This window comes from Burkholderia stabilis, from assembly GCF_001742165.1.
Lineage (GTDB): Bacteria > Pseudomonadota > Gammaproteobacteria > Burkholderiales > Burkholderiaceae > Burkholderia > Burkholderia stabilis.
The window spans coordinates 655,905-675,959 of record NZ_CP016444.1 but is presented as its reverse complement, the minus strand read 5'-3'; the positions used below and the strand labels follow the sequence as shown (position 1 = coordinate 675,959).

The following is a 20,055-nucleotide window of genomic DNA, read 5'->3' as shown; positions in this document are numbered from 1 at the left end:
GCGCGCAATCGATGCGTGCGCTGCAGTCACGCTGCGCGAGCGCATCACGCACTACCATTGCGCGGCATGCACGCGATGAAACGGAGAAGCCGATGGCACCCGACCTGAACCTGCTGGTTTCGCTCGATGCGCTGCTCGAAGAAGGCAGCGTCGTCGGCGCCGCGCGCCGCATGAACCTCAGCCCGCCCGCGATGAGCCGCACGCTCGCGCGCATCCGCGAGACGGTCGGCGATCCGATCTTCGTGCAGGCCGGCCGCAAGATGGTGCCGACGCCGCGCGCGCTCGAACTGCGCGGGGTCGTCCGCGAGGCGGTGGAACGGGCATCGCAGTTGCTCGCGCCGTGCGCGGAAATCGATCTCGGCACGCTCGACAAGCAGTTCAACGTGCGCGCGAACGACATCTTCGTCGGCCTGCACAGCAGCCGCCTGCTCGAGGAGATGGCGCGCGGGATGCCGCGCGCGATGCTGCGCTTCATGCCCGAGGAGGACGACATCGACGACGACGCGCTGCGCAGCGGCCGCATCGACCTGTTCATCAGCGCGTCGCGCCGCCTTGGCCCGGAGATCCGCGTGCAGCCGCTGTTCACGACGACCTTCGTCGGCCTCGCGCGCCGCGACCACCCGATCTTCGACGACGACATCACGCCCGAACGGTTCGCCCGCTGGCCGCATATCGGCGTGTCGCGGCGCGGCAAGTCGGCGGGGCCGATCGACGACGCACTCGCCGCGCGCGGGCTCGCACGGCACGTGCTGCTCGTCGTGCCGACCCCGTACGCGGCGATCTTCGCGCTGCAGGCGTCGGACCTGATCCTGCCGCTGCCCGAGCATCTCGCGCGCACCGCGGTACGGGCCGGGCTCGGCGTGCGCGCATTCGAATTGCCGGTGCCGCTCGAAACCGTGCTGATCACACAGGCGTGGCATCCGCGCTTCCAGAGCGACCCCGCGCACCAGTGGCTGCGGCGTGTCGTGCGCGGGCTGTGCACCGGCCAGCCGGCGCTGCATCCGGCGCACGCATGACGCATGCGGCGCACGCACTCGTCGAGTGCAAAGACGTCACTGTTCCGCACGCATGGGTCGACCGTAGACTGGCTTCGTCCTTTCTCATGGAGCGCGTGCAGTGCATGACGCAGCAGATCAGACGAGCACCGTCGCGGCATCGCCCGGCCGCCTGAGTCGCGCGGCGACCGCGCTGCTCGCGCGCATCGACATCTTCACGCCGCGCGGCGCGTATGTCGCGCGCTCGGTCATCGCCGCCGCGCTCGCGCTCGGCGTGGCGTACCTGCTCGAACTGGAAACCCCATACTCGGCGGCGTCGACGGTGCTGCTCGTGATCAATCCGGTGCAGGGCGCCGTGATCGGCAAGGGCGTGTGGCGCGTGGTCGGCACCGTCGCGGGGATGGTCGTCGCGTTCGTGCTGATGGGCTGCTTCGCGCAGAAGCCGCTGCTGTTCATCCTCGGTTTCGCCTTCTGGCTCGGCACATGCGTCGCGGGCATGACGCTGCTGCGGCACTTCCGCGCGTCGGGCACCGTGGTGGCCGGCTACACGATCGGTCTCGCGACCTACGGCGCGATGCAGCACCCCGAGCTGACCTTCGAGCACGTGATCGGGCGCGGCTCGACGGTCGCGGTCGGCGTGCTGTGCCTGAGCCTCGTGTCGATGCTGCTCGGCACGCGCGACGTGCACGCGAAGCTCGAAGCGCTGGTTACGCGCGTGACGGCCGACGTCGCGCGAGTGATCGCCGCGCAGCGCAACGGCCTCGCGGCGGCGCCCGGCGACGACAAACGGCACGCGCTGTTCGCCGGCATCTACGGCATCGACGATCTCCTCGCGCTCGGCAAGGCCGAATCGGAAGATCTCGCGCAGCGCGCGGCCGCCGTGCGGCACGGCATGGTGTCGCTGTTCGGCGCGCTCGCGGGCGGCATGCCGCCGCTGCCGGCCGACAGCCCCGGCGCACGCGCGATCGCCCCGCTGCAACCGCGTCTCGCGGCGGCGTGGGAGGCCGCGGCCGACGCATTGCGCGACGGCCGCGGCGGTGCAACGCAGGCGTTCGGGCTGCTGGGCGACGCGCGCGACCATTTACGCGATGCGCTCGACGGCATCGCGCTCGGCGATCCGCGTGACGACGCGGCGCTGCTGATCGCCGGCGAGCGGCTGATCGAACAGATCGACGACTACCGCGCGGCACTGGACGGCCTCGTCGAGTTGCAGCGCCCGCGGCCGCGTAGCCGGCCCGCACCGGTGCGCTTTCATCGCGACACGGGCGCTGCCGTGCGCAACGGTGTGCGCTCGGCCTGCGCGATCGTGATCTCGGGCGCGTTCTGGCTCGCCACCGGCTGGGACCAGGGCGACATGATGCTGCTCGTCGTCGCGCCGTACTGCGCGCTGCTCGCGACCGCCGGCAACCCGGCCGCCGGCGCGCAGGCGTTCATCAAGGGCACGATCCTGGCCGTGCCGGCCGCGTTCGTGTGCGCGTTCGGCATCCTGCCGCACCTCGAAGGCTTTCCGCTGCTCGTCGTCGCGCTCGCGCTGTTCTGGATGCCCGGCATCTACGCGACGAGCGTGCCGAGGACCGCGCTCGCGGGGCTCGCGTATCTCGTCGCGTTCAACACGCTGACCGCCGCGACCAACCCGTGGCACCCCGACGTCGCGCTGTTCCTCAACCAGTCGGTCGCGTGGGTGCTCGCCACCTTCCTCACGCTGCTCTCGTTCCGATTGATCCTGCCGCGCAACCTGGCCACCGACGCCGCGCGGCTGCGCCGCACGATCCGCGACGACGCGCTCGCGCTCGTGGCCGGCAAGCGCGCCACGGCGGCAGGCTGGCAACAGCGCCAGCAGCACCGCATCGCCCAGCTCGGCGCGCTGCTCGCCGGCCAGCCGGCGGCGATGACGCAGGCGAGCATCGAGGCGCTTGCGGCGCTGCACGTCGGCAAGGAGCTGCTGCGGATCCGCCGTGGCACGGCGCGCGACGGCCTGCCCGACGTTGCCAAGCAATGCGCGCGCGCGGGGCTCGCCGGCCTCGCGCGGCACGCGGCTGCCCCCGCGCGCGCGGCCCGGCATGCGCGACGGGCCGCGCACACGCTCGCCGGCCTCGCCGCCGCGCAATCGGGCAACCCCGAACTGAAGCGGCTGATGGCCGCGTTCGCCGACGTCCACGTGCTGCTGCACACGTACGCCGCCTATTTCACCGCCGTTCCGGAGCCCGCCCGCGATGCTCAGTGAATTCCCGGTGGCCGGCATCTACCTGCCGCCGTTCTTCGTCTATGCGTGCGCCACCGTGCCGCTCTACATGGCCGTGCGCGCGCTGCTCGCCCGGCTCGGCGTGCTGCGCCGCGTGTGGCATCCGGCGCTCTTCGAGTTCGCGATTTCGCTCGTGCTCGTCGCCACGCTGATTCTCTATTTCTAGCCTCTCGTCGAAACGTCCCGCGTCATGCCGCTCAAACCCCTCACCCGTTCCCTGCTGACGCTTGCCACGGTGGCCGTCGCGATCGTGCTGGTCGCCGCGCTGTGGCATGCATACGTCCTCGCGCCGTGGACGCGCGATGCGCGCGTGAGCGCGCACGTCGTGCGGATCGCGCCCGAAGTGTCGGGCACCGTCGTCGAAGTCGCCGTGATCGACAACCAGCGCGTCGCGAAAGGCGACGTGCTGTACCGGATCGATCCGCAGCGCTTCGCGCTCGCGGTCGAACAGGCCGAGGCGCAGGTCGCGGCGACCGCCGAGACCATGCGCCAGAAACGCGACGAAGCGCAGCGGCGCACCGGCCTCGACGATCTCGTGCCGCGCGAGGACATCCAGCGCTCGAACCGCGCGGTGGCGATCGCGCAGGCCGAATACCGGAAGGCGCTCGCCGCGCTCGATGTCGCGAAGCTCGATCTCGCCCGCACGACGCTGCGCTCGCCGGTCGACGGCTACGTGACGCAACTGCGCCTGCGTCACGGCGACTACGCGGTCGAGGGCAAGCCCGGCATCTCGGTGCTCGACGCGCACAGCTTCTGGATCACCGGTTATTTCGAGGAAACCAAGCTGCGCCGCATCGCGACGGGCGCGCCCGCGACGATCCGGCTGATGGGTTTCGAGCCGTTGCTCGGCGGGCATGTCACGAGCATCGGCCGCGGCATCGCCGACGAGAACGGCACGTTGGACGAACTCGGCCTGCCGGCCGTCAACCCGACCTTCAGCTGGGTGCGGCTCGCGCAGCGAATTCCGGTGCGCATCGAGATCGACCAGGTGCCGGCCGGCGTGCTGCTGGCCGCCGGCATGACGTGCAGCGTCGAGGTCGGCGAGCGCGGGCAGGCGCGCACGCCACGCGGCCGGCTCGCGTCGTGGCTGCACGCGTGGATGTGAGGGAGGCGACGATGCGATGCCCGTTCCCTCCGCTGCGCGCGACGCGGCGCGCGACCGTCCTCGTCGCGGCATGCGCGTGCGCGCTGGCCGCGTGCACGACGGTCGGCCCCGACTATACGGCGCCGCAGCCCGTGCACCCGTTCGGCTGGATCGCGCCGCGCGACACGATGCAGGCCGACCCCGCACGACTGCAGAACTGGTGGCGCTCGTTCGGCGATGCGCAGCTCGACGCGCTGGTCGCGCAGGCGATCGCGCACAACCAGGATCTCGCGATCGCGCGCGAGCGGCTGCTGCAGGCGCGCGCCGAACGCGACCAGATCGCGAGCCGGCTCGGTCCGACCGTGAGCGCGGGCGGGAACGCCGATGCGCTACGCTCGTCGCGCGCGCTCGACTGGCCCCCCGGGATCGGCCAGTCGCGCACCTACCGGATCGGCCTCGACGCGTCGTGGGAACTCGACCTGTTCGGCGGCACGCGCCGCGCGGTCGAATCGGCCGATGCGCAGGTCGACGCGCTCGACGACGATCGCCACGCGATCCTCGTGAGCCTGCTGGCCGAACTCGCGTCGGATTACGCGGCGCTGCGCGCAACCCAGGAACGGCTGCGGATCGCGACGGACAACGTCGCGAGCCTCGACGCCACGCGGCGGCTGACCGAGCGCTCGAACCGGCGCGGCCTCGGCACGTCGTTCGCGGTCGCGCAGGCCCGTGCCGAGCTGCAGCTTGCGCAGGCCGCATTGCCGCCGCTGCACCAGGACGTCGCGCGGCTCGCGTATGCGATCGGCGTGCTCGTCGGCGGTTTTCCGGGAACGCTGCGCGACGCGCTGAGCGCGCCCGGCGCGACGTTGCCGGTCGCACCGACGTTGCCCGTCACGCTGCCGTCGGACGTGATCCGCGAGCGCCCCGACATTCGCGCCGCCGAACGGCGGCTGGCCGCCGCGACCGCACGGATCGGCGTCGCGCGCGCCGAGCAGTTTCCGCATTTCGCGATTCCGCTGAGCCTCGGCACGACGGCGAGCCTCGTGCAGGATCTGTTCACCGGCGCGAGCGTCGCGTGGTCGGTCGCACTCGACGGCACGCAGACGCTGTACGACGGCGGCCGCGCGAAGGCCGGCGTCGACGCCGCGCGAGCCGCCGCCGCGGCCGCGCAACTCGCGTACGAGCAGCGCATCCGCGTCGCGTTTCGCGACGTGGAGGACGCACTGGCCGCGATCGGCGCCGCACGCGACCGGCAGGCCGCGCTCGCCGCGGCGGTCGACAGCAGCCAGGACGCGCAGTCGCGCGCGACGCGGCTGTACCGCAACGGCCTCGGCGAATACCTGTCGGTGCTCACGGCACAGCGCGCGACGTACCGCGCCCGCGATGCGCTCGCGCTCAGCCGGCTGGCACAGGTGCAAGGCGCGATCGCCCTCTACAAGTCGCTCGGCGTCGGCTGGCGGGACGAACCGCCGGTCGCGCAAACCGATGCGACACCGGCGAGCACGCATTGAACGCCACCCTGCCGCCTTCCCGACGCTTCGGCGTCGCTCATCCACCGGAGAACCCTCGATGCCTGCTCTCAATCCGAATGATTTCGCGTTACACGACATCCAGCTCTTTCCGGTCTGCGTGTTTCGCCCCGAACACGCGACACCGGGCTACGCACCTCGCTGGGAAGGCGAAATCGACGCGTTGATGCGTCACGGCGAGCCGTTCGTCGTCGTGTACGTCGAGCTCGATGCCGACGAGACCCACGACGACCGCAAGCATCGCGCGGTGTGGCTGAAGCAGAACAAGGAAGCGCTCGGCGCCGTCTGCAAGGCGCTCGTCAGCGTCGAGCCCGATCCCGGCCGGCGCGCGGAAGTGGCCGCGCAAGGTGAGATCGCGGTGAAGGCTTTCGGGATTCCTCATCACGCGGTGGCGTCGTTCGGACAGGCCGTTTCGCTCGCTGCCCGGCTCACGCGGCAGCGTCCGGAAACCGCGACGTCCGGCCCCGGCGCATGACGCCCGCGCTGACGATCACGCGCTCGCTCGCGCTGGCGTCCTGTCCGTCGCGGCGCCCTCGCCCGGGCGAGCTCCTGCTGTGGCGACTGCGCGGCGAATGGCAAATGATGACCAGCGAGCAAGGCCATCTGTGCCTGTCGAAGGCCGAACTCAGGCGCGCGCGGATGCATCCCAATCGCGCGCACGGCCGGCGGTTCGCGATCGGCCGCGCGGCCCTGCGCGCCATTCTCGGGACGCTGGCCGGCCGCGCCGCCAACGCGTTGAAACTGATCGAACGCGATTCCGGCCATGTCGCGGTCGCGGATTGCGACCGGCTGGACGGGATCGACGTCGTGGTCGGCTATGCGGGTATCTGGATCGTCATCGCGATCGCCGAAGGCCCCGTCGGACTGGGCATGGCCCAGGACAGCGCGTTCGCCGATCCGCTGGCCCGCAACCGGCTTCGGCTGGACAGCCTCACGGATGCGTGCGGGATCGGACACGGCGCGACGCCTCGATCGCTGGAACTGTCAGCGGAGCCGTTCCGCGAAGTCGTCACGCCGTATGCCGGCAACTGGTGCCTGCTGGATATCCCGCTGTCCGGCCCGGCCTGCGCGGCGACCGTTGCCGCCCGCCACATCGCGCGGGTCCATGCGGTGGGTTGGCGCGGCGAGCGCGGAGACTGGCCGACCGTCGGCAAGCAGCGCGCGCGAACGGCAGGCTCGTTGAACGTGCCGGAATCCGTTGCGGCCGGATAACCACCCGGCTCGTGCCCGCGCTTGACGGCACGCTTCGTTCCCTCCACGGACCCGCCAACGGGAGCCGGCCATGGGAACCGGTGAAGGAAGCCATCCATGGGAACCGGCGAAGGGAGCCGGTTATGGGAACCGTCCGTGCGGCGCGTCAGGCGCGCCGCCGGTAAGTCCCCGGCGTACTGCCCGTCCAGTGCCGGAACGCGCGATGAAACGCGCTCGGATCGTCGAAGCCGATATCGGCGCCGATCGCCGCGATCGTGTCGGGCGTGTCGGTGAGCCGCTGGATCGCGATGTCGCGCCGCAGCTCGTCCTTCAGCACCTGGAACGTCGTCCCTTCGGCGGCCAGATGGCGGCTCAACGTGCGCACCGAACAATGCAGGTGCTCGGCCGCCTGATCGATCGCCGGCAGGTCGGGCAGCGCCCCCGACAGGTATTGCCGCACGCGATGGCACACGAGCTGCTCGCTGAACGATTCGAAGATCCAGTCGCCCGGCGCCCGCGCGAGAAACTTGCGCAGGTTGCGCTTGCTCTGCCGGATCGGCGCGTCGAGATAGTCCGCGCTGAAGCGCATCAGCGTGCGCTCGCAATCGAACCGTACGGAGCCGGTGAAGAAGTACAGGTGGTCGACCGCGTGACGCGGCCGCGGGCATGCGAACTCGATCTGCAGCAGCGGAATTTTCTGCCCGATCAGCCAGGAGCACACGCCGTGCACGAGCTTGAGCATCAGCTCCTGGCCGAGCGCGCCGATCGGGCCGATCGCGTCGTTCGGGCGCAGCAGCACCTGCGCGACGAGCCCGTCGCGCTTCGATTCGACGAAGAAATCGTCGAGCAGGATATGGAAGAACTGGCCGAAACGATGCTGCGCCGTTTCGAGGTTGCGCGCATCGAGCAGGCTCAGGCACAGGTACTTCAGCGTGCCGCCGCGCAGCGGGCGCGAGAAGATGCCGGGCATCTCGTCGTCGAGGTCGATCGCGAGCGTGCGGTACAGCGTCGAGAACTGCTCCTCCGTCACGCGCGCATGCGGCTCGCCGAGCAGCTCGATCGGAATGCCGGCCCCGCGCAGGTAGCGTTCGACCACGTCGCGCTGCACGCCCGCGCTCGCGAGGAAGCCGTTGACGAGCGAGATCGGCACCGTCGCGCTCGGCGACGGCAGCGCACGCCCGGGCTGGGCGGAAGGTGAATCTGAACCGGTCATCGCGTCCCCGTCGATCGAACCGCTCGCATTGTACTTGAGCGTCACCTTCGGGGCCTTCGGCGCGCCGGGCCGCGCGGCAACGGCAGCGCGGCGCGTCGGCGCCATCAGTCGGTGCGGCTGAGTTCCCGGCGCAGGATCTTGCCGACCGTCGACTTCGGCAGCCGGTCGACGAAGCGGACGATCTTCGGCACCTTGTAGGCCGCGAGGCTCTCGCGGCAATGCGCGACGAGTTGCGCTTCCGTCACCTCCGCATCCGGCGCCAGCACCACGAACAGCTTGACGGCCTCGCCCGTGCGCGCGTCCGGCGCGCCGATGCACGCGCATTCGGCGACGCCCGGCAGCGCGGTCGCGACCGCTTCCACCTCGTTCGGGTACACGTTGAAGCCCGACACGATGATCATGTCCTTCTTGCGGTCGACGATCCGCAGGAAGCCGGCTTCGTCGAACACGCCGACGTCGCCGGTGCGGAAATAACCGTCCGCGGTGAACGCGGCCGCGTTCGCTTCCGGCTTCTGCCAGTAGCCGGTCATCACCTGCGGCCCCTTCACGCAGATCTCGCCCGCCTCGCCGATCGCCGCCTCGCGATCCTGGTCGTCGAGCAGCTTCACGTCGGTCGACGGCAGCGGCAGGCCCGTGGTGCCCGTGAACGTATCGATGGATTGCGGATTGAACGACACGACTGGCGACGTTTCCGACAGCCCGTACCCTTCGCGGATGAAGTTGCCCGTCACGGCCTTCCAGCGCGACGAGATCACGTCGATCACCGCCGCGCCGCCGCCGGCCGACAGCTTCAGCCGCGACCAATCGACTTCCTTCAGAGCCGGATGGCCGGCAAGCCCCGCGTACAGCGTGTTCACGCCGACGAACACCGTCGGCCGCGCCGCCTTCAGCACGTCGATGAACGCATCCATGTCGCGCGGGTTCGCGACGAGCCAGTTCTCGGCGCCGATCGCGAAGTAGGACAGGAAGTTCACCGTCAGCGCGAAGATGTGGTACAGCGGGATCGCCGTGACGACGACCTCCTCGCCCGGCGCGCGCGCGGCCGGCACGATCGCCCCGAACTGTTCGATGTTCGCGACGAGGTTGCGGTGCGACAGCGCCGCGCCCTTCGACAATCCGGTCGTGCCGCCCGTGTATTGCAGCAGCAGCAGGTCCGCGCCGCCCAGCTCGACCGGTTCGAACGCGCGCGTCGCGCCAGCGGCAATGGCGTCCGCGAGCGGGATCGAACCGGGCGGCAGCGCGTCGCACGCGCCGGCCGGCGCATCGACGACGCCGAGATCGCCGCGCCCCACGCTCAGCACGGTGCGCACGCGCGTGCCGCCGACCACGTCGGCGAACGTGCCCATCGACCCGCCGCACACGACGGCCACCTCGACGCCCGCGTCGTTGAGCTGATGCTCGAGTTCGCGTGCGGTGTAGTGCGGGTTCACGTTGACCTGGATCGCGCCGATCTTCGCGACGGCGACGAACACGACCGGAAACGCGAGCACGTTGGGCAGCATCACGGCCACGCGATCGCCCTTGCGCACCCCGACGACCTGCTGCAGGTACGCGGCCAGCGAGGTCGACAGGCGGTCGACCTCGGCATAGGTGAGCGTGCGGCCGAACGCGCGGAAGGCGGGACGATCGGCAAAGCGGCGCATCGCGTCGTCCAGCAACGCGCTGACGGAGGGAAAGCGATCGGCGTCGATCTCGGCGGGGATCGAGCCATACGACCCGGTCCAGTGTCTGTTCGTCATGTCTCACTCCACGGGGGACGGCGCGCAGGCCGCGCGCCGTTCGCACGGCGGCCTGCACGCCGGAAGGACGCGGGCCGTCGCCTGATCGGCGACTATCGCCCGCGCGGCGCGCTTTGAAAATGATCCGGGCGGCCGAAAAGATGATCGAAACGGACACGCGCGTGCGCGCGCCTGTCCAGGCAACTTCGTCCGCCCCCGCCGCGCCGCATATTCCGTCGCGCGAATTGCTAAGCACCAAGCGGCATAGCGCTGCCCGGCGCCGTTCTTCATAATCGGCGCTCTTCATTCATCCGTCGAGACGATGCAGCCGCTCTCCCTGGCCCCGGCCGAAGCCTTCTCGTCCGTGCGCTTCCTGCTGACCGACATGGACGAGACCCTGACCCATCGGGGCCGCCTCGCCGCCCGCACCTACGCGGCGCTCGAACGCCTGCAGGCGCACGGCATCGCCGTGATTCCCGTCACCGCCGCGCCGGCCGGCTGGTGCGACCAGATGGCGCGCATGTGGCCGGTCGACGGCGTGATCGCGGAAAACGGCGGGCTCTTCCTCCGCCGCAGCCCGGACGGGCACGGCGTCGACCGCCGTGACTGGCACGCAGGCGATGCGCTCGACGGCGCGCGCGACGCACTCCGGCGCATTGCACGGCGCGTCGAAGCAGCCGTGCCCGCCGCGCGCCAGGCCGACGACCAGGCTTTCCGGCTGACGTCGCTCGCCTATGCGCGCACCGGCGGCGAGCAGGACAACCGGATACTCGACGCGCTCGTCGCGGCCGGCGCGGACGCGACCGTCAACAACCTGTGGATCCTCGGGTGGGTCGGCGGATACGACAAGCTGTCGATGTCGTTGCGCGTGTTGTCCGATACGTTCGGCGTCGACGCCGGCGCGGCGCCCGATTGCGTCGCCTATTCCGGCGATTCCACCAACGACGCGCCGATGTTCGGCTACTTCACGCACACGGCCGGCATGAGCACGGTGGTCGACTATCTGCCGCAGTTGCCCGTCCCGCCGCGCTGGATCACGAACGGCCCGGGCGGCAGCGGCTTCGTCGAGTTCGCCGACGCGATCCTGCGCGGCCGTCCGGACCCGCACGGCTGATCGCCGCGCCGCGAACCGGTTCGCGGCATGCCGACTATCGTCGCGGCAGCATGAACAACATGCGGGATTCGGTCATTCCGGCCGCCGGCGTCGCCTGATAGGATCGCTTCGCTTCCGGTTCGCCGCGGCCGAACGTGCCGCGCACCGCCGCCCGTCGCGCCGGCGTATCCGCACAACGGATCACGCCCGCCGCACCGCACGATCGCACCGGTGGATCCAATCGCCGTTTAATCAGGATGACTGCATACCTGCCGCCGATCGCGGCAGCATGCCGAATCGGGAGCGGAAACACGACCCATTCCTGCAACGATCCTGTTCCATCCGCTCAAAGGTCAGTCGCCATGCCAGAACGCATCTCGTTTGGACAACTCCCCGCCCGGCTGCTCGACGTCGTGCTCAACGTCGAGGAATACGCCAACAATACCGGCCACGACTTCAGGCTCGTCGAACTGGTGCGCGCACGCGTGTCGCAGCTGAACGGCTGCGCATACTGTCTCGACCGCCATATCAAGGAAGGCGTTCACGCGGGCGAAGACCCGCTGCGCTACAACCTGCTGCCCGTGTGGCATGAAGCCCCCCACCTCTACAGCGCGAAGGAGCAGGCCGCGCTGCGCTGGGCCGAAGCGCTCACGCTCATCAGCGAGCACGCGATCGGCGACGAACTCGTCGATGCGACGCGCGAACACTTCGATCGCGACGAACTCGCGACGCTCACGCTGATCGTCGCGCAGATCAACACATGGAACCGCCTCGCGAAGCCCTTCGCGTGGCAGGCCGGCGTGTTCCAGGCCGGCTGACGCCGCACCTGAAGCCGTTTGAGGTTGCCTGAAGCCCCCCCGGACCGGGGGGCAGGCCGGCCTGTCAGGGTGAACCCTATGGCGCATGGGACCGTTCCCGATCAGAATTGCGTGCCGTCAACGATATCGATTCGGACGCAGGACTCCCTCATGCCGCGCAGTGCGCCCTTGAACCCGACCGCCGCCCGTGCAGACCGCCTGCCGGACGCCACGCCCGCCCACGCGTTGCGCGAGGCGCGCTTCTCGCCGGCCAAGCTGGCCGTGCTGCTCGACGTGGCCGCGGACGCCGGCCTCGATCCGGCCGCGGTGCTCGACGGCACCGGCCTCACGCCGGCCGCCGTCGCGGACCCGTTCACGCTGACGTCGACGCTGCAGTTCATCGACGCCGCACGCAACGCGATCCGCCGCTACGACGGCACCGATTTCGGCGTGCGGGTCGGCCGCCGGCTGCATGCGTCGAGCTACGGCATGTACGGCTACGCGATGCTGTGCTCGGAATCGCTCGCGCAGGCGTTCGATTCGGCCGTCAAATATCACCGGCTCGCGAACGGCATGCTCGCGATCCGCTGGGTCGAACAGGGCGACACCGCGTCGTGGCTGTTTCCGGACCGGCACGAAGTCGCGCTGCCCGATCTCGACGAACCGCTGTACCGCTTCCTGATCGACATGCAGTTCTCGCTGCACGTGACGATCATCAAGGACGTGATGGGGGCGTGGTGCGTGCCGGCGCGCGCGCAGTTCGCGCAGCCGCGGCCGCCGCACGCGACGCTGCTGTCCGACACGCTCGAATGCCCGATCGCGTTCGATCAGCCGCATCATGCGCTCAGTTACCCGGCCGCGTGGCTGACGCGCGCGCCGCAGCTCGCGAACCCGATCACGGCCGCGCAGGTATCGTCGCACTGCGCGCAGTTGCTCGACGAACTGCGCAGCCAGTCGGGCATCACGCGGCGCGTGATGCAGGAACTCACGCGCACGCCGGGGCAATTCCCGGACATCGACGCGATCGCGGACATGCTCTGCATGACGTCGCGCACGCTGCGCCGCAAGCTCGAAGCCGAAGGCACGTCATACAGCGAACTGCTGACGAGCGTGCGCAAGGCGCTCGCGATCGACTACCTCGGCACGACCACGCTCAGCATCGAGGACATCGCGCAGACGCTCGGCTTCAGCGACGCCGTCGGCTTTCGCCACGCGTTCAAGCGCTGGACCGGCACCACGCCGAGCGACGTGCGGCGCAAGCGCGGCGGATAAGCCGCGCCGGCGCGCACGCCATCGACCCGATTCAGTGCGCGTCGCCCGCCGCCGGCGACGCGACCGCCAGCGCAAACTCGAACACCGCGCCGCGCCCGGGCCGGTCGACGAGCCGGATGCTGCTGCCGTTGAGCACCAGCATCCGGTGCACGATCAGCAGGCCGAGCCCGCCGCTCGTCGACGTGCCGCCGCTCATCGGCCGCTGCGGACGCTGGAACAACCCTTCGCGCCGCGCCGCCGGAATCCCCGTGCCGGTATCCGAAACCGTCACGACCACGCGGTCGCCGCGCGGCTCGAGCGCGACTTCGACCTCGCCGTGCGAAGGCGTATGCCGCAGCGCGTTGTCGAGCAGGTTGGTCAGCACGCGCTCGATCATCCCGAGATCGGCCGACACGGCCGGCACGCGCGGCGGAATCCGCGCATGCAGCGCGACATCGCGCGCCTGCGCGGCCAACTCGAATTTCTGGAACACGTCCTGCACGAGATCGACGAGCGAGAACGGCTCGCGCTCGGGCTGCACGCCGCCGGATTCGAGCCGCGCGAGCTCGAACAGCGCCTGCGCGAGCCGGCCGACCTTCGCGCTCTGTGCGAGCGCGATCGACAGGTAGCGCCGCCGTTCGAGCTCGGCGAGCGTGTCGGCCTTCAGCGACAGCGTCTCCAGATAGCCATGCAGCGACGTGAGCGGCGTGCGCAAGTCGTGCGAGATGTTCGCGATCAGCTCGCGCCGCTGCTGATCCTGGTGCGTCAGCGCGCGCCACTGCTCGCCGATCCGGTCGGCCATCTGCGCGAACGCGGATTCGAGCACCACGATGTCGTCGCCGCGCCGGCCCGGCGAGCGCGGCACCGGCGGCTGCGTGTCGGGCGCGCCATTCGCGTCGAAACGGCGCATCGCATCCGTCAGCCGGCGCAGCGGGCGCGTGATGAAGCTGAACGCGGTCAGGCCCGCGAGCAGGCCGAGCAGCGCGACGACCGCCATCGACCACAGCGTCGTGCGCAGCACGTTGCCGGCATCGACGCGCGCGGCCAGCCGGTCGTGCGCCTCGCCGAGCAGCACCACGTAGATGTAGCCCGACGGCGGCTGCCCCGCGCGCTGCAGCGGCGCGGCGCTGAACACCTTGCGCGCGTCGGGGCTGCGCGGATCGTCGCCGAGGATCGGCAGCGGCTCGCCCGCGATGAAACGCTGCACGGGCGCGAGATCGACGCGGTCGCGCTTCACGTGGCCCGGCGGCGCATCGTCGCCCTTGATGCGGCCCGCGTTGTCGAGCAGATACACCTCGACGCTCGGGTTCACGCCCATCAGCTGGCTGAACAGCGTGCGCACGGCGTCGGGGCGCAGCCCGTTCGCGTCCATCAGCGGCGCGCTGTTGGCGATGTTCGCGGCCAGGTCGCGCGACAGCGCCTGCACGACTTCCTTCTCGCGCATGTCGTTCGCGCGGATCTGCAGCCATGCGGACGCGCCCGAGCAGGCGAGCAGCAGGATCGAGAACACGAGCGACAGCCGCTGGGTGAGCGTGAGTTTCATCATGCGTCCCGCTGGCCCGGCGCGGCGAGCTTGTAGCCGCGCCCCCACACCGTGAGGATGCGTACGGGTTCGGCCGGATCGGACTCGATCTTCGCGCGCAGCCGGTTGATGTGGGTGTTGACCGTGTGCTCGTAGCCTTCGTGCTGATAGCCCCACACGGCATTGAGCAGATCCATCCGCGAGAACACCTTGCCCGGGTGCCGCGCGAAGAAATACAGCAGGTCGAATTCGCGCGGCGTGAGGTCGATGCGTGCACCGTCGACGCTTGCCTCGCGCGCGATCGGGTCGATCGACAGCCCCTCGACGTCGAGCGTGCCGGCGTCGATCCGCGAATCGCGCGCGAGCGCATCGACGCGCCGCAGCAGCGCCTTCACGCGCGCGACGAGTTCGAGCACCGAGAACGGCTTGGCCAGGTAGTCGTCGGCGCCGAGTTCGAGGCCGAGGATGCGGTGCACCTCGCTCGAGCGCGCGCTCGTGATGATGATCGGCGTATAGCGCGTCATCGCGCGGGCGCGCCGGCAGATTTCGAGGCCGTCGACGCCCGGCAGCATCAGGTCGAGGATCAGCGCATCCCAGTTGCCCTGTTCGAGCAGGCGCAGCCCTTCGGCGCCGTCCGCGCTGTGCACGACCTCGTAGCGCTCGTCGCGCAGATGCAGGCTCAGCACGTCGGCGATATCGGCGTCGTCTTCGACGATCAGGATGCGTTTCGGATGGTCCATGGCGGTGGGCGGCGGCACGTCGGAGTCGGGTTCGGTGGCGGTTATCGGGGCGGCGGCGGCCGGTTCGGGCCGGCCCCGGTCCGGTTCGCCGGTTCGCCGGTTGCCGGGGGCGAATCGCGGCGCAATGCCGCGCTGCCGCCATTGTGCAAAATTTTGCGGCGGGAAGTGATCACATTTTATTTATCTTTCTGTGGCGCCCGCACCACGATCCAGTGCCCGCAAGGCTTTCCGCTGCATGCCCCGGCAGCGATCGCAACCCTCACCGCCCCGACTTGAACGCCGTCCACATCCGGTGCACGAGCCGCTGGATCTCCGGCGGCAACGGCTTGAGCGCAAACAGCGTCTTCTTCACGGCTTCCGGCGGATAGGTGGTCGGATCGTTCGCCAGCTCGGGCTTCACGTACCGGCGCGCCGCCCGTTACGTCGCTTCATGCACGCGGATCAGCGCCCTTTCCGCAGCGAGATCGAGACGCCGCGACAGCCGGTAATAGACACCGCCCGACACGATCAGCCCGACGAGCCACGCGATGTCGATCTCGTGCAGCCGCTGTGCGACGAAGCCGACGAACACTGCTTTACCGGTCGACGGATCGAAGATGCTGAAGAACGGAATCATCGCCGCGAATCCGATCAGGTAGGCGGCGATCCCCGTCGCCTGCCACGTGCCGTAGATGCCGTCGGGCCGGAAGAAATGCGGGATCACGTAATGGCCCTTGCGCACGAAGAAATAGTCGACCAGATTGACGGCGGTCCACGGCACGAGGAAATACAGCAGCGTCGTCAGGAACAGGTTCAACAGGTTCAGCCCGCTGCCCTTCAGCAACAGCATGCACGCACCGAGCAGCACGCTGATCGCGACGATCGTCGTCACGCGCGCGCGGCGGCCCGGCGTCAGCGACTGCAGGCTGTCGACGCCCGTGAGCACGGTCAGCGTCGCGCTGTACGTGTTCAGCGCGATGATCGGCACGAACCCGACGACCGCCACGATCACGAGCAGCGCGCCGAGGCCCGGCACCGTTGCATTGCCGAGGCCGTAGATCGCGGTCAGCACGTTCGTCGCGGACAGCGACTGCGCGAGCGCCGCACCGAGTGCGATCATCCACGCGCCCGACAGCGACGCGCCGACGAATACGGCCGCAATCAGCGGCTTGCGGCGCGTATCGGCCGGCAGATAGCGCGTGTAGTCGGATACGTACGGCGCGTAGCCGATGTTGTAGCTCGCGGACACCGCGAACTGCGTGAGAAACGCGACCCAGTTGAACCCGAGGTTCGCCATCGGCGTGCCGGCGGTTGCGCCGCCCGCATGCGTGATCGCGAGCAGCGTGACGATCACGTAGACGGGCAGCGTCGCATACAGCGACCACTTGAATGCGCGATGCATCGCGTCGTGCCCGTAGATCGCGAGCACCGCGCCAATCGCGATCGCGGCGAGGCCGACCGATTTCGAATCGAAGCCGAGGATGTTGCGCACGCCCTCCACGATCAGCGCGACGTTGACGACGTTGATCCCGAAGAACACGAACAGCGCCGCGACCAGCGCGAGCACGACTCCGCGATAGCCGAACTGCGCGCGCGACTGGATCATCTGGGGCAACCCCATCTCCGGCCCCTGCGAACCGTGGAACGCCATGAACACGGTGCCGAACATGATGCCGAGCGCGCCGGCGAGCGTGGTCCAGACGGCCGAGAGCCCCATCGCGGGGCCGACGAAGCCGATCGATACGGTCAGGAAGTGAAAATTGCCGACGAACCAGAATGGTCCCTGGTGACGGAGCTTCGCGCTCCGCTCGTGCTTCGGCACATAGTCGATCGAGCGGCCTTCGATGGCCGACGAATGCGACGCTTGGGCGACATGTTCCATGTCTTGTCTCCTGCGACGGCCGGGTGCAGCCCGGCCGGTCGGGTCATTGGAATCGTTCGAATGAATGTGCGGACGGATCGAACCGTGCGACGCGTTACTCGTCGTCGCGGTACGGAATGGTCCACTCCTCGCCGCGCACGGTCGTCACGTATTCGGGCCAGCGATACTGGTGCGGCACGCGGAAGTCCGCTTCGAGCATCGGCGGTGCCCACGCGCCGCCGCCGACGCCGCCGTCCGTGCGCTGCGCGAATTCGTCACGCGCGGCGCGCAGCAGGTCGCCGTTCTCCAGCAGATCGACGAGCGTCGCGCCGATCGTCTTCGACGCGCTGACGATCATCGGATCGATCGTCTCGCGAATGCCGCCGAGCGCATTCGCGACCCAGTCCGGATACACGAAGCCCGGCGGTGCCTTCAGCATCGGCCGCGCCACGTAGAGGCGCACCGTCGGGCAATGCCACGTGTATTCCGTGTAATCGTCCGACGTCATGTACTTCTGCCACGACGGCATCTGCTTGCGCAGCGCCGCCTCGCACGCCTCCGGATCGATGAGCTGCTCGGTCACCGGCAGGAACGGCTCGCTCATCGCATCGAGGCCAAGGTTGCGCTGGATTTCCTGCGCGATGCGAATCGCTTCACCGTTCCAGCTCGGCGCGCCGGCGAGTTCGAGGTTCTCGTAGGTCGCACGCGCGAGCGCATGGTTCGGCAGGCCGCCGCGCGACTTGCTGACCCACGTCTTCTTCCATTTGCAATGGGTCGCCTGCGCGGCGGCGGCGGCGTTCTGGTCCATGATCTGGCTGATCGTCTCGGCCTGCTCGACCGAATCGGTGCGCACCATGAAGTTGATCTGCGCGATGTGCGGCGGCAGGTTGTCGGCGGTCGCCTGCCCCGCGACGAGGATCGCCTCGTTGAAGCTCCACAGGCCGGTCGCCGGCAGCATCGAGCGGCGCAGCCCTTCGTTGAGCTGGTAGAAATGGATCAGCGCGTCGTTGGCGCCGGGCGCGCGCGCGGCCAGGTGATTCTGCGGAATCGGGCTTAGCTTGTCCGACGCGATCCAGTTCTCCGGATCGTCGCAGGTGAACGTGTAGATGTAGTTGTAGCCGACGCCGCAGTGCGTATCCCACACCGTCGTATTGCACAGCGGCAGCAGGTAGGTCGGATGAAAGCTGACCGCCGCGTCGAGGCCGTCGTAGTAACCCTTCGCCGCGTGGATCGGCTTCGACGCGCGCAGCTTCTCCGCCGGCTCGCCGAAGAATTTCAGCGTGCCCTGCAGCCCGTGGCGGACCATCGCGTCCTTCGCGGCCAGCAGGCCGCCGAACGCGCTGATGCCGAGCGCCGAATGCGGATCGGTGTGGCCCGGCGCAAAACGCGACAGGTGGCCGCGCGGCTCGCGTCGCGTCGACGCGGCCTAGCAGTTGCCGGGCACCGCGTCGTATTCCGCGTAGGTCGCGACCGTCGGGCCGTCGCCCTGCCGGAACGTCGCCACGAACGCGGTGGGCATCCCGCCGCTGCCGGCCTCGACGTCGAAGCCGGTGGCCCGCAGTTGCTCGACGTACCACGCGCTGGACTTGTATTCGCGGAACGCCGGCTCCGCGAAATGCCAGATCACCTGGTGCCAGTCGGACAGCTCGGCCGCATGGCTGTCGATCCAGTCGAATACCGACCGCTTGGTTGCGCGCATATCGTCTCCTTCCTTGGTTATCGAATCGCTTTTCGCGACGACATGCTACGGCTGCCCCATCGAATGGCATAATTGACCGTAATCGAATTTATCGATAACCAACATGACGCTCGATCATCTCGCGATCTTCATCGCGATCGCCAAGCACGGCGGGCTGTCGGCCGCTGCGCGCCGGCTCGGCAAGGCGCAATCGACGGTCAGCACGGCGCTCGCGAACCTCGAGGCCGACCTCGGCGTGCGCCTGTTCGATCGGGATCTTCACCAGGTGTCGTTGACGACCGAGGGCGAGGTGCTGCTCGGCTTCGCGCAAGCCACGCTGAACGCAGCCGCGACGCTCGAGCGCAAGGCATACAGCCTCGCGGGCGGGCGCGGGCACCGGCTGCGGCTCGGCATCGATCCGATCCTGCCGCAGGCGGCCGTCCATCTGCTGTGCCTCGAACTCGAACAGCGCTTCCCGGAGCTTCAGCTCGAGCTGCTGCAGCCGAACAGCGCGGACGCGGCCGCACTGCTCAAGCACGGCGCACTCGACATCTGCATCGCGGCGACCGTCGAATCGACGCCGGTCGAATTCGGCGCGACGACGCTCGGCCATGTGCAGTTCGTGCCGGTCGCCGCGCGCAGCCACCCGCTCGCGGCGCTGAAGGCCGTCAGCAATCGCGATCTGGCGCAGGTGCGCCAGTTGCGCGCAGCCGATCGCGACGCGGAGAGCGGTTCGGTGTTCGGGCGGTATACGGAAATCATGTGGCACATCGAGAACCAGACGCAGCTCGTCGATCTCGTGAAGAAGGGGCTCGGCTGGGCATTCATTCCCGAGCACCTGCTCGCGGACGCGGGCAACCGGGATCTGTGCGTGCTGCCGCACGAGTATCAGCGCTCCGCGTTCCTGAAAGCGGTCGACCTGCTGTGGAGCTTGCGCAGCCGGCAGACGGACGTGATCGCGTGGCTGAACGGGGATCTCGCGAAGCTGAGGACGTTGTTCGCGCTGCGCTGAAAGTGGCTACACATCCCTGGCAAGGCATTCGCTCGCCGGCAAACATCGGCGGAAAGCATGCCAACTGGAACCCCGAAGTCTGTCTTGGGGTGCGCAGCTCGCGTACCGCCCCGCACGGCGACGAAAGCGCGCCTTCCGCCGCACTGCTTCACG

19 protein-coding genes and 1 pseudogene are annotated in these 20,055 nt (G+C 69.4%); 11 read left to right on the top strand and 9 right to left on the bottom strand.

Annotated elements, in window-relative coordinates; all coding sequences use genetic code 11:
* Positions 1-92: 92 nt before the first annotated feature.
* From BBJ41_RS35520 to BBJ41_RS35490, 7 genes are all read left to right on the top strand, one after another.
* Positions 93-1,016 carry a LysR family transcriptional regulator gene (locus BBJ41_RS35520; protein WP_069750978.1) on the top strand — a complete coding sequence of 308 codons (924 nt, stop codon included), beginning with the start codon at positions 93-95 and terminating at the stop codon, positions 1,014-1,016.
* A 100-nt stretch (positions 1,017-1,116) separates the two neighbouring features.
* The gene (locus BBJ41_RS35515; protein WP_069750977.1) at positions 1,117-3,219 is read left to right on the top strand and encodes an FUSC family protein; all 2,103 of its coding nucleotides are present in this window, start codon (positions 1,117-1,119) and stop codon (positions 3,217-3,219) included.
* Entirely contained in the window at positions 3,209-3,403 is a 195-nt protein-coding gene (locus tag BBJ41_RS35510; RefSeq protein ID WP_069750976.1) for a DUF1656 domain-containing protein, read from the top strand. The genes BBJ41_RS35515 and BBJ41_RS35510 overlap by 11 nt, the downstream gene beginning before the upstream one ends.
* A 24-nt stretch (positions 3,404-3,427) precedes the next feature.
* Positions 3,428-4,342, top strand: coding sequence for an HlyD family secretion protein (locus tag BBJ41_RS35505; protein WP_069750975.1), 915 nt, complete (start codon positions 3,428-3,430; stop codon positions 4,340-4,342).
* Positions 4,343-4,353: 11 nt separating this feature from the next.
* Positions 4,354-5,829, top strand: a complete 1,476-nt coding sequence (locus BBJ41_RS35500) for an efflux transporter outer membrane subunit (protein WP_069750974.1) — start codon at positions 4,354-4,356, stop codon at positions 5,827-5,829.
* Positions 5,830-5,887: 58 nt separating this feature from the next.
* Positions 5,888-6,322: a hypothetical protein gene (locus BBJ41_RS35495; protein ID WP_069750973.1), complete on the top strand. Its 435-nt coding sequence runs from the start codon at positions 5,888-5,890 to the stop codon at positions 6,320-6,322.
* Positions 6,319-7,059, top strand: a complete 741-nt coding sequence (locus BBJ41_RS35490) for a 4'-phosphopantetheinyl transferase family protein (RefSeq protein ID WP_069750972.1) — start codon at positions 6,319-6,321, stop codon at positions 7,057-7,059. Before BBJ41_RS35495 ends, BBJ41_RS35490 begins: the two co-directional genes overlap by 4 nt.
* A gap of 145 nt (positions 7,060-7,204) precedes the next feature.
* On the opposite strand, the gene BBJ41_RS35485 is transcribed toward BBJ41_RS35490, so the two are convergent.
* Both BBJ41_RS35485 and BBJ41_RS35480 read right to left on the bottom strand, forming a co-directional pair.
* The gene (locus tag BBJ41_RS35485; protein WP_069750971.1) at positions 7,205-8,356 is read right to left on the bottom strand and encodes an AraC family transcriptional regulator; all 1,152 of its coding nucleotides are present in this window, start codon (positions 8,354-8,356) and stop codon (positions 7,205-7,207) included.
* Positions 8,356-9,990 carry an AMP-binding protein gene (locus tag BBJ41_RS35480; RefSeq protein ID WP_069750970.1) on the bottom strand — a complete coding sequence of 545 codons (1,635 nt, stop codon included), beginning with the start codon at positions 9,988-9,990 and terminating at the stop codon, positions 8,356-8,358. The genes BBJ41_RS35485 and BBJ41_RS35480 overlap by 1 nt, the downstream gene beginning before the upstream one ends.
* Positions 9,991-10,291: 301 nt before the next feature.
* Between BBJ41_RS35480 and BBJ41_RS35475 the strand changes: the two genes are divergently transcribed.
* Positions 10,292-11,083 carry an HAD-IIB family hydrolase gene (locus BBJ41_RS35475; protein WP_069750969.1) on the top strand — a complete coding sequence of 264 codons (792 nt, stop codon included), beginning with the start codon at positions 10,292-10,294 and terminating at the stop codon, positions 11,081-11,083.
* 34 nt (positions 11,084-11,117) lie between these two features.
* Here BBJ41_RS35475 and BBJ41_RS41350 read toward each other — a convergent pair whose 3' ends face one another.
* Complete coding sequence (locus BBJ41_RS41350) at positions 11,118-11,375, bottom strand: hypothetical protein (RefSeq protein WP_167362248.1); 258 nt, start codon at positions 11,373-11,375, stop codon at positions 11,118-11,120.
* A 49-nt stretch (positions 11,376-11,424) separates the two neighbouring features.
* Between BBJ41_RS41350 and BBJ41_RS35465 the strand changes: the two genes are divergently transcribed.
* Together BBJ41_RS35465 and BBJ41_RS35460 are read left to right on the top strand one after the other, a co-directional pair.
* Complete coding sequence (locus BBJ41_RS35465) at positions 11,425-11,880, top strand: carboxymuconolactone decarboxylase family protein (RefSeq protein ID WP_069750967.1); 456 nt, start codon at positions 11,425-11,427, stop codon at positions 11,878-11,880.
* A gap of 150 nt (positions 11,881-12,030) precedes the next feature.
* The gene (locus BBJ41_RS35460; protein ID WP_069750966.1) at positions 12,031-13,131 is read left to right on the top strand and encodes an AraC family transcriptional regulator; all 1,101 of its coding nucleotides are present in this window, start codon (positions 12,031-12,033) and stop codon (positions 13,129-13,131) included.
* Positions 13,132-13,162: 31 nt separating this feature from the next.
* Here the strand turns inward: BBJ41_RS35460 and BBJ41_RS35455 are convergent, their stop codons facing one another.
* The 6 genes and pseudogenes from BBJ41_RS35455 to BBJ41_RS41430 all read right to left on the bottom strand — a co-directional run bounded on the left by BBJ41_RS35455 (position 13,163) and on the right by BBJ41_RS41430 (position 18,911).
* The gene (locus BBJ41_RS35455; RefSeq protein WP_069751469.1) at positions 13,163-14,653 is read right to left on the bottom strand and encodes a sensor histidine kinase; all 1,491 of its coding nucleotides are present in this window, start codon (positions 14,651-14,653) and stop codon (positions 13,163-13,165) included.
* Entirely contained in the window at positions 14,653-15,372 is a 720-nt protein-coding gene (locus tag BBJ41_RS35450) for a response regulator transcription factor (RefSeq protein WP_069750965.1), read from the bottom strand. The genes BBJ41_RS35455 and BBJ41_RS35450 overlap by 1 nt, the downstream gene beginning before the upstream one ends.
* 259 nt (positions 15,373-15,631) lie before the next feature.
* Positions 15,632-15,784 (bottom strand): annotated as a pseudogene (locus tag BBJ41_RS40895) (polyamine ABC transporter substrate-binding protein); the annotation flags it as partial.
* Between the two features lie 6 nt (positions 15,785-15,790).
* The gene (locus tag BBJ41_RS35445) at positions 15,791-17,233 is read right to left on the bottom strand and encodes a purine-cytosine permease family protein (RefSeq protein WP_069750964.1); all 1,443 of its coding nucleotides are present in this window, start codon (positions 17,231-17,233) and stop codon (positions 15,791-15,793) included.
* 94 nt (positions 17,234-17,327) lie between these two features.
* Positions 17,328-18,518 carry a zinc-binding metallopeptidase family protein gene (locus tag BBJ41_RS35440; RefSeq protein ID WP_197680923.1) on the bottom strand — a complete coding sequence of 397 codons (1,191 nt, stop codon included), beginning with the start codon at positions 18,516-18,518 and terminating at the stop codon, positions 17,328-17,330.
* Positions 18,519-18,638: 120 nt separating this feature from the next.
* Positions 18,639-18,911: a hypothetical protein gene (locus BBJ41_RS41430; protein ID WP_197680922.1), complete on the bottom strand. Its 273-nt coding sequence runs from the start codon at positions 18,909-18,911 to the stop codon at positions 18,639-18,641.
* A 103-nt stretch (positions 18,912-19,014) separates the two neighbouring features.
* Between BBJ41_RS41430 and BBJ41_RS35435 the strand changes: the two genes are divergently transcribed.
* Positions 19,015-19,902, top strand: a complete 888-nt coding sequence (locus BBJ41_RS35435) for a LysR family transcriptional regulator (RefSeq protein ID WP_069750963.1) — start codon at positions 19,015-19,017, stop codon at positions 19,900-19,902.
* Positions 19,903-20,055: the final 153 nt, after the last annotated feature.